This is a genomic window from Peribacillus sp. YIM B13482, from assembly GCF_042787975.1.
Lineage (GTDB): Bacteria > Bacillota > Bacilli > Bacillales > DSM-1321 > Peribacillus > Peribacillus simplex_A.
On record NZ_JBHZPF010000028.1, the window covers coordinates 51,741 to 60,750 of the forward strand.

Annotated in this window: 7 protein-coding genes and 1 rRNA gene; all 8 read right to left on the bottom strand. The window is 42.0% G+C overall.

From position 1 onward, the window contains the following. Position 1: 1 nt before the first annotated feature. Positions 2-1,081 (bottom strand): PIN/TRAM domain-containing protein, encoded by a 1,080-nt coding sequence (locus tag ACFX4L_RS14735; protein ID WP_061440363.1) that lies wholly within the window; start codon positions 1,079-1,081, stop codon positions 2-4. Between the two features lie 225 nt (positions 1,082-1,306). Next, positions 1,307-2,380, bottom strand: coding sequence for a DNA integrity scanning diadenylate cyclase DisA (gene disA / locus ACFX4L_RS14740; protein ID WP_061440362.1), 1,074 nt, complete (start codon positions 2,378-2,380; stop codon positions 1,307-1,309). 2 nt (positions 2,381-2,382) lie between these two features. Then, positions 2,383-3,771 carry a DNA repair protein RadA gene (radA, locus tag ACFX4L_RS14745; protein WP_377405521.1) on the bottom strand — a complete coding sequence of 463 codons (1,389 nt, stop codon included), beginning with the start codon at positions 3,769-3,771 and terminating at the stop codon, positions 2,383-2,385. Positions 3,772-3,976: 205 nt separating this feature from the next. After that, on the bottom strand, positions 3,977-6,418 hold the full coding sequence (clpC, locus tag ACFX4L_RS14750; protein ID WP_061440358.1) for an ATP-dependent protease ATP-binding subunit ClpC: 2,442 nt from the start codon (positions 6,416-6,418) through the stop codon (positions 3,977-3,979). Between the two features lie 129 nt (positions 6,419-6,547). Then, positions 6,548-7,624, bottom strand: coding sequence for a protein-arginine kinase McsB (mcsB, locus tag ACFX4L_RS14755; protein WP_061440357.1), 1,077 nt, complete (start codon positions 7,622-7,624; stop codon positions 6,548-6,550). Next, positions 7,621-8,172 carry a protein-arginine kinase activator protein McsA gene (gene mcsA / locus ACFX4L_RS14760; protein WP_377384783.1) on the bottom strand — a complete coding sequence of 184 codons (552 nt, stop codon included), beginning with the start codon at positions 8,170-8,172 and terminating at the stop codon, positions 7,621-7,623. The genes mcsB and mcsA overlap by 4 nt, the downstream gene beginning before the upstream one ends. 21 nt (positions 8,173-8,193) lie before the next feature. Next, complete coding sequence (locus ACFX4L_RS14765; protein WP_061440355.1) at positions 8,194-8,655, bottom strand: CtsR family transcriptional regulator; 462 nt, start codon at positions 8,653-8,655, stop codon at positions 8,194-8,196. Between the two features lie 269 nt (positions 8,656-8,924). Further along, positions 8,925-9,010, bottom strand: a 5S ribosomal RNA gene (gene rrf / locus ACFX4L_RS14770); the annotation flags it as partial.

Genomic DNA, 9,010 nt, shown 5'->3' on the forward strand with positions numbered 1-9,010 from the left:
TTTATAATGCTTTTTCTAATAGTTTCGGTTTAGCGAATATCATACGACCTGCAGAGGTTTGCAGTACACTTGTGACAAGTACATCGATGCGTTTTCCAATATGGTCACGGCCACCCTCGACAACGATCATTGTACCATCGTCTAAATAAGCGATGCCCTGGTTCTGCTCTTTCCCGTCCTTAATGACCTGTACATTCATCTCTTCCCCAGGAAGTACAACAGGTTTAACGGCATTGGCCAGGTCATTAATATTAAGGACCGCCACATTTTGAAACTCACATACTTTATTTAAATTGAAATCATTGGTAACGACCATTCCGCCCGATATTTTGGCAAGCTTCACCAGTTTACTGTCCACTTCCTGAATATCTTCAAAATCTCCCTCGTACATCTCCACCTTAATCGGAAGGTCTTTTTGAATCCGATTAAGGATATCCAAACCACGTCTTCCACGATTCCTTTTCAAGGCATCAGATGAATCAGCAATGTGCTGTAGTTCGTTTAATACGAATTGAGGGATGACTATGGTCCCCTCTAGAAATCCTGTCTGACAGATATCCGCAATTCTGCCGTCAATGATGACGCTTGTATCGAGAATCTTCAGCCGCTTGCTATAACCCTCTTCATCCTCTTCGCCTGCTTCACCCTCGGAATTCTTTTTCTTATTATTTTTCGTGAATAGATTCAATAGTTCATCCCGTTTTTTAAAGCCCACCTGGAAACCAAGATAACCAAATAAAAGCGTAAGGATGATCGGAACCACCTTGATGGCACTGAAGGCGGAGCCAACCAGGAACGCCGCAAGCAGCCCCACTAAAAGACCGACGCTGCCAAAGATTATGTCCGTAATTGGTATCTTAACAAGCTGTTCCTCCAGCCACTTCATAAAATAGATCACATGATCTACTGCCCAAAAAGTAATAAGATAAAAGATAATGGCACCCAACAGTACACTTACATAAGGATTGTTTATTAAAGCAATATCATCTGCATGTAAAACAATTAATAATTCTGGAATAAGTAACATTCCAAGTGTTCCGCCGACTATTAAGAAGCATGCTTGTATAATGCGTTTTAACATCCCTTTCACCTCCCTCTATTCATTATTGACCAATAAAATAAAATGAAACCTTCGAAAATTCGTTTTCATTATATACGTGAAATTCACCTAAGGAATTAGTGGATTTACAAATATGACTCCTTCTCTATTTCGTAATATTAGCCTAGCACCCTGAGTTTTGAGTGTCAAAAATAAACACTATTCATTTCAAGCTAATTCAGGAAAATTTTGATGGCAAGCTGCACATTACATCCTTCTATTTGTAACCAGTTGATTTTTTAAAATACGGAGCCCCTCTTTAATTTTATTGGCACGGACTTCGCCAATACCCTCTACATCGTCAAGGTTTTCAACCGTTGCTTTATTGACTTCGCTAAAGCTTCCGAACTGTTTCACTAAATTTTCGATGATCAAACCCGGCAAGCGTGGGATTTTATGAAGAATACGGTAACCACGGGGGTGTACTGACTCATCAAGATGTATGTATCCGTGATAGCCCAGCACCTTTAGAAGTATGCTTTCGTCCAGTTTTTCCTGCATCGCCAACTCTTGAAGCCGAGAAATGATTTCCTCAGGTTTTTCATCATTGCTGGAGGTATAATCCTTGATAAGCCACTTCCCTTCCGTTTCAATATCCGCCAGGATCTCATTCATCTGCAGACGGATCAATCTTCCTTCCGTGCCAAGCTCATTAAGATACGTTAATAGCTCCGCCTTGATTCTGAGTACCATTACATAACGGTGAAATACCTGCAAAAGGTCGGCATAGGTCACGATTTCCTCAAACTCCAGTGCTCCTAATACCGATATGCTCTGCTGTAGAACCACCTTGTATTTTTCCAAGGTTTGAATAGCTAAATTAGCCTTGGCGAGTATGACTCCTATATCTTTGAGGGCATACCGGAAATTGCCTTGATATAAAGTTATGACATTCCGACGTTGTGAGATTGCAATGACCAACGATTTGGTCTCCCTTGCTACACGTTCCGCTGTCCGATGCCGCATTCCCGTTTCTGTGGAAGGTGTACTATTATCGGGAACTAATTGGGCATTTGCGAAAATGATCGTATCGGCCTTTTCATTTAAAATGATGGCCCCGTCCATCTTCGCCAGCTCATACAATGTACTTGGGGTACAGTTACAGTTAATTTCGAAGCCTCCATCTACAATCGTTCGAACCTTCTCGTTATATCCGACCACTATCAAACCACCCGTATTTGCCCTCAGGACATTTTCAATACCCTCCCGAAGCGGGGTACCCGGAGCTACAATTTGCAGAATCTCCAGTTTTGTTTTCTCATACCCTTTTTTATCTGTCATACTTAACCCCCTAACACTTGTTGAAGAGCCTCTGAAACCGATGAAACACCAACGATCTTAATACCTTTTGGCGCAGTCCATCCCCCTATATTATTCGCCGGTATTATAACCCGCTCAAACCCTAGTTTTGCTGCTTCCTGCACCCTTTGCTCAATTCGTGACACCCTTCTTACCTCCCCTGTCAGCCCCACTTCACCAATGATGCAATCGGCAGGTTTTGTTGGTTTATCACGGAAGCTCGAGGCAATGCTGATTGCGACAGCGAGATCAATTGCCGGTTCATCCAGCTTGACACCACCAGCAACCTTTAAATACGCATCTTGATTTTGGAGCAACAGGCCCACCCTCTTTTCCAGAACAGCCATTAAGAGCGAAACCCGATTGTGGTCAATCCCTGTGGCCATCCGCCTTGGATTGCCAAAACTCGTAGGTGAAATCAATGCTTGAATTTCGACAAGCACTGGCCTTGTTCCTTCCATGGATGCAACGACTGTAGAACCAGACGCTCCTTGCGACCGTTCTTCAAGGAAAATTTCCGATGGATTCGCAACCTCTTCCAAGCCATGTTCTTTCATTTCAAAAATACCCATCTCATTCGTCGAACCAAAGCGGTTCTTGACCGCACGTATAATTCGATATGTATGGTGTCTTTCTCCCTCGAAATATAAAACGGTGTCTACCATATGCTCAAGCAGCCGAGGCCCTGCAATGGCACCTTCCTTTGTAACATGCCCGACGATAAAGATCGCAATCCCATTCGTTTTAGCAATACGCATGAGTGAGGCTGTGCACTCCCTCACTTGTGAAACGCTTCCCGGAGCAGATGTAACCTCCGAATGGTACACCGTTTGAATGGAGTCAATAATGACCAAATCCGGTTTCACCTCTGTAATCGCCTGTTGGATATAGTCCATATCGGTTTCAGCATAAACCAGTAGATTTTCTGACATGGTCCCAAGCCGATCCGCTCTCAACTTGGTCTGCTTGACTGATTCTTCGCCTGATATATAAAGCACTTTTTTCTGTTTATGCGCCAATTGGGAAGATACCTGCAAAAGTAGGGTCGATTTACCGATACCCGGATCCCCCCCAATCAAAACAAGGGATCCCTGTACGATCCCGCCCCCAAGAGCACGATTCAATTCCATTAAATCCGTCTTAATCCGGGGTTCTTTTTCTGATTGAATAGTAGTTATGGGTGCTGCCTTCTCCCGCTCTCCGGAACCTCTGACCTCTGAATTGGTAAATGCACCTTTTCTAGCAGGTTTAACGATTTCAGTTTCCTCGACCATTTTGTTCCATTCACCGCATCCTGGGCATTTCCCCATCCATTTCGCTGACTCATATCCACAAGACTGACACATAAATTTGGTTTTCTTTTTTACAGCCATAAATTACTCCTCTTCCTTTGAAAAAAATACCTATATTAAGGATATTATACCTCTGTTTTATTTAAACCTTCTTAAGGCTAAGTTTTTTTAAAAAAATAACCACTCTAACTCTACCTTGTCCGACTTATACTCATTTCTACCTACGGATAAAAAACAGAGGTACACTGCAAAAAAATCTGCGTGTACCTCGAAGTTTAGAATCAGGTTATTCACTTATATTGACAGGCTCGCCTTGTCGGATTGCAAACTCATTATTCACAACATCCATCACGACCGTTTGCCCTTTTTTCACATTACCTTTAAGCAACTCTTCGGAGAGATAATCTTCTACATGCTTCTGAAGTGCCCTGCGGATTGGTCGTGCCCCATATTCAGGATCAAAACCTTCCGTAGCAATTTTTTCTCTAGCCGCATCTGTCAGCTCCAAGTAAATTTCCTGTTCTTTCAAACGGGTAGTAAGTTGATTCGACATCAATGTAACGATTTGTTTCAAATGGTCCTTCTCTAATGAGTGGAAAACGATAGTTTCGTCAATACGATTCAGGAATTCCGGACGGAATGCACGTTTGAGTTCTTCCATCACTTTCCCTTTCATATTCTTGTAGTCCTGGCCAGTATCCTGGATGTTAAAGCCGACATACTTATCAGTTTTTAAGGCAGACGCCCCTACATTCGATGTCATAATCAGAATGGTATTCCTGAAATCTACAGTACGCCCCTTGGAATCCGTCAGTCTTCCGTCTTCCAATACTTGCAGAAGAATATTGAAGACATCGGGATGTGCCTTTTCTATTTCATCAAGCAGAACGACGGAATATGGTTTCCTCCGCACCTTTTCCGTTAACTGCCCGCCTTCTTCATATCCAACATATCCTGGAGGTGATCCAACAAGACGTGAAGTTGAATGTTTCTCCATATATTCGGACATATCAATGCGGATCATTGCATCTTCATCACCAAAAATGGATTCAGCTAAAGCTCGGGCTAGCTCGGTTTTACCCACCCCTGTAGGTCCCAGAAAGATGAATGAACCAATTGGACGTTTAGGATCTTTCAAACCTGCTCTTGCACGCCGTACTGCTTTAGAAACCGCAATGACGGCCTCTTCCTGCCCGATTACGCGATCGTGGAGGATTGATTCCATATTAAGCAGTTTATCTGACTCTGTTTGCGCCAGTTTTGTGACTGGAACTCCAGTCCAGCTGGATACGACGTGTGCAATGTCATCCACAGTCACTTCACTGTTCTCTTGCCCTTGTTTTTCTTTCCAAGTCTTTTTCGTTTCTTCCAATTGTTCTCTTAAGCGTTGTTCTGTATCGCGAAGCGATGCAGCTTTTTCAAATTCCTGGCTTTGAACGGAAGCATCCTTTTCCTTACGGACATCATCTAGCTTCACTTCAAGTTCCTTTAAGTTTGGAGGCGTAGTGTATGAGCGCAACCGAACCTTGGATCCAGCTTCATCAATCAAGTCAATCGCTTTATCCGGTAAAAAGCGATCGGAAATATAACGGTCGGATAATTTGACTGCGGCATCAATCGCTTCATCCGTAATCGATACACGGTGATGGGCTTCATAACGGTCACGCAAACCCTTTAGAATTTGAATGGACTCTTGCATAGTTGGTTCATCGACCTGGATTGGCTGGAAACGACGTTCAAGCGCAGCATCTTTTTCAATATACTTTCGGTACTCATCCAAAGTAGTAGCACCGATACATTGTAATTCACCACGGGCCAATGATGGTTTAAGGATATTCGAAGCATCGATGGCACCTTCTGCACCGCCTGCACCAATCAATGTGTGCAATTCATCGATGAATAAGATGATATTACCCGCTTGACGAATTTCATCCATTACTTTCTTCAATCGGTCCTCAAATTCACCACGGTATTTTGTACCAGCCACAACAGTACCCATATCAAGTGTCATTACGCGTTTATCACGTAAAATTTCAGGTACCTCATTATTGATGATCTGTTGGGCAAGACCTTCAGCAATGGCTGTTTTACCTACCCCAGGTTCACCGATCAATACTGGGTTATTTTTTGTACGGCGGCTTAAAACTTCAATGACACGCTGTATTTCCTTACTTCTTCCGATAACGGGATCCAAGCTTCCTTCCCGGGCAATGGCGGTTAAATCACGGGCAAGGCCATCCAAAGTCGGTGTGCTTGCATTTGAGGCAGCTGAACCTTGATGACCACCTGATTCATTGCTTCCCAAAAGTTGTAATACCTGCTGTCGAGCTTTATTTAAGCTAACTCCCAGATTATTCAACACGCGGGCAGCTACACCTTCCCCTTCTCGTATCAAACCTAGAAGTACATGTTCTGTTCCAACATATGAGTGACCTAATTTTCTTGCCTCATCCATGGAAAGCTCAATGACTTTCTTGGCTCTTGGGGTATAATGTATCGTTTGAGCCGTATCCTGTCCACGGCCAATTAAATTTTCCACTTCTTTCTGTATCTTATCCGGACCCAATCCAAGTGCATATAACGCTTTGGCTGCAATGCCATCACCTTCTCGGACAAGGCCCAGTAAAATATGTTCCGTGCCAATATTATTATGACCTAAACGGATTGCCTCTTCTTGGGCTAATGCTAATACTTTCTGGGCTCTTTCAGTAAAACGACCAAACATCATAGGGAATTCCTCCTTAAGAATTTTCGTTTTGAATAAAATTGCTGACAATTCTCTAAGTAATGGCAGAAGCTTCTTCTTGCCCCAAATCTATTACATGAATATTGGTACTCACTCAGAGGTTAATGACCTCTATGAGGAGGTAGATTCCGTTAAATTCAAGCGTTCTCGTATGAGTGCTGCTCTGCGGATATCCCTTTCATGGGATCTTAAAGGGCCACCTGCGTACTTTTGTAAAAATCCCGACTGTGTCAAAATCATCAACTCATTAAGAATGCTTTTAGAAATATTTTTTATATACCCAAGATCTATACCTAGCCTAACATCTGAGATACAGGTAGCTGCTTCCTTGGTCTCAATGATTCGGGCATTGGACAATATCCCATATGAACGGAAAACCCTATCTTCTAATTGTATGTGGGAAGTCCTAACTAATGCATCCCTCGCTGAGCGTTCCTGAGCTATGATTTGCTGCACTACACTCGTTAGATCTTCAACGATATCCCTCTCCGACTTTCCAAGAGTGATTTGATTAGAGATTTGAAAGATATTCCCCAACGCTTGACTGCCCTCTCCATAAATCCCTCGAACCACCAACCCCAATTGATTGATAGCCGGTATGATATTATTTATCTGCTGTGTAAGGACCAGACCGGGCAGATGCATCATGACTGAGGCCCTTAATCCTGTCCCCACATTAGTTGGACAACTAGTTAGGTATCCTCTTTCTTCATCATATGCATAGTCTATGGATTCTTCAATCCAATCGTCAAGAACATTTGCAATCTTTAAGGTTTCCTTTAGCTGCAACCCCGACATTAAACACTGAATACGGAGATGATCCTCTTCGTTTATCATGATACTTATTTCTTCATTTTCCGAAAGAAGACATGCGCTTTTCGCTGAACCTTCAACTAAATGAGGACTGATTAAATGTTTTTCAACGAGAACGCGCTTTTCCAGTGGCTGTAATTGGTCAATCTCTAAAAGTTCCAGTTTTCCAATTTCCGGAGTTACTTCCTGTTCAATTCTTTTTTTGACCAATTCAATAATTTTTTTAGCTTCTTCGTTAGAAAAGGAGGTTGGGAAGGTAAAGTCTTTGAAATTCCTGGCTAACCGAATCCTGGAACTCAATACAATATCCATCTCCGGCCCTTCGGCACTCATCCAGGAACTCAAGGCGTTTTCTACAAACTTTTCCAAGCTCATAGTTCCTCGCCTCCCTCTTGTGCTTCATACCTTTTTTCAAGGGAACGGACCTTATCTCTTACCTCAGCCGCTTTCTCAAACTCCTCTTCATTAATGTGCTTCTTTAAAACTTCTTTCAAGTCCAGAATTTGCTTTCGAAGATATATGGTGCCACCAATCCTTTTTGGAATTTTCCCTATATGTGCTGTATTGCCGCTATGAACCCTCTTTAAAATAGGGTTTAACTGATCATTGAATGTTTTATAACATTCGGCACAGCCAAACTTACCAATATGGACAAATTCTTTATAAGATCGATGACAATGCGGGCAACGCGCCTCTTCCGTTTTCGGAAATGCATTTGCCTTTGTCTGTTGAATATTCGACTCCATATTCAACAATCCTGCTAATAAATTATTTATTGAAAAAACAGGTCCACCTGCATCCATGAACATCTCACCTTTTTCCTGAGCACATTTCTCACAAATCATTACTTCAGTCTTTTTTCCATTGATGATTTTGGTGAAGTGTAGGGTAGCAGGCCTCTGATGACATTCTTGGCAAATCAACGTTCATCACCTCTGCCAGTTTCATTTATATTTTAAAGTCGTAAGCATCGCAGTTAAAATTCTTGACCTAAGCTCATCGCGGTCAGGTAGGTCGATATAAATCACAGATCTATCTATGACGCTCATCATAATCTTTGCTTCTCTTTCATTGATGACTTCCTCATTCATCAGCCGGGAAATTACTCCTTCAGCCATTGATTGGGTTACCCTAGAACCAATAAGCGATAATAATTGGTTAATAAGTTGCACGGAATCCTGCGATTCCACTTTCATGATGCGTATATAACCACCGCCTCCACGCTTACTCTCTACAACATAACCTCTCTCGATTGTAAACCTGGTATTGATTACGTAATTGATTTGAGAAGGAACACACTGAAATTTATCTGCTATTTCACTTCTTTTAATCTCTAAGATATCTTTTTGACTTATTTCCAGTACTTGCTTCAAATAAGTTTCGATAACATCAGATATGTTTCTCACTCAGCCTCCTCCAATCTGACTTTGACTATATTTGACTATTATTATACAAGGAAAAATGCATTTTGCAACTTAAACGCACTTTCTTTCTGTAATATCCATTTTCTCCAAATTATATGTAGTTACATACCTCATTGAACATTAAAGTTAAAATATCTTACATAAATACCCTAAAAGATAAATGCAAAACCTGCAATTTTTTCTTACCTTTAAGACTTCTTCACTAATCAGAATATCAAAAAAGACCAGCCGGATGGCTGATCTTTTAAATGGCTTGGCGGCGTCCTACTCTCACAGGGGGAAACCCCCAACTACCATCGGCGCTGAAGAGCTTAACTGCCGTGTTCGGAATGGGAAC

What these genes read in the sequence shown, in the direction of transcription:
- radA (WP_377405521.1), bottom strand. Translation starts at nt 3,771, where the DNA reads ATGGCTGTAAAAAAGAAAACCAAATTTATGTGTCAGTCTTGTGGATAT.
- disA (WP_061440362.1), bottom strand. Translation starts at nt 2,380, where the DNA reads ATGACAGATAAAAAAGGGTATGAGAAAACAAAACTGGAGATTCTGCAA.
- clpC (WP_061440358.1), bottom strand. Translation starts at nt 6,418, where the DNA reads ATGATGTTTGGTCGTTTTACTGAAAGAGCCCAGAAAGTATTAGCATTA.
- ACFX4L_RS14735 (WP_061440363.1), bottom strand. Translation starts at nt 1,081, where the DNA reads ATGTTAAAACGCATTATACAAGCATGCTTCTTAATAGTCGGCGGAACA.
- mcsB (WP_061440357.1), bottom strand. Translation starts at nt 7,624, where the DNA reads ATGAGCTTGGAAAAGTTTGTAGAAAACGCCTTGAGTTCCTGGATGAGT.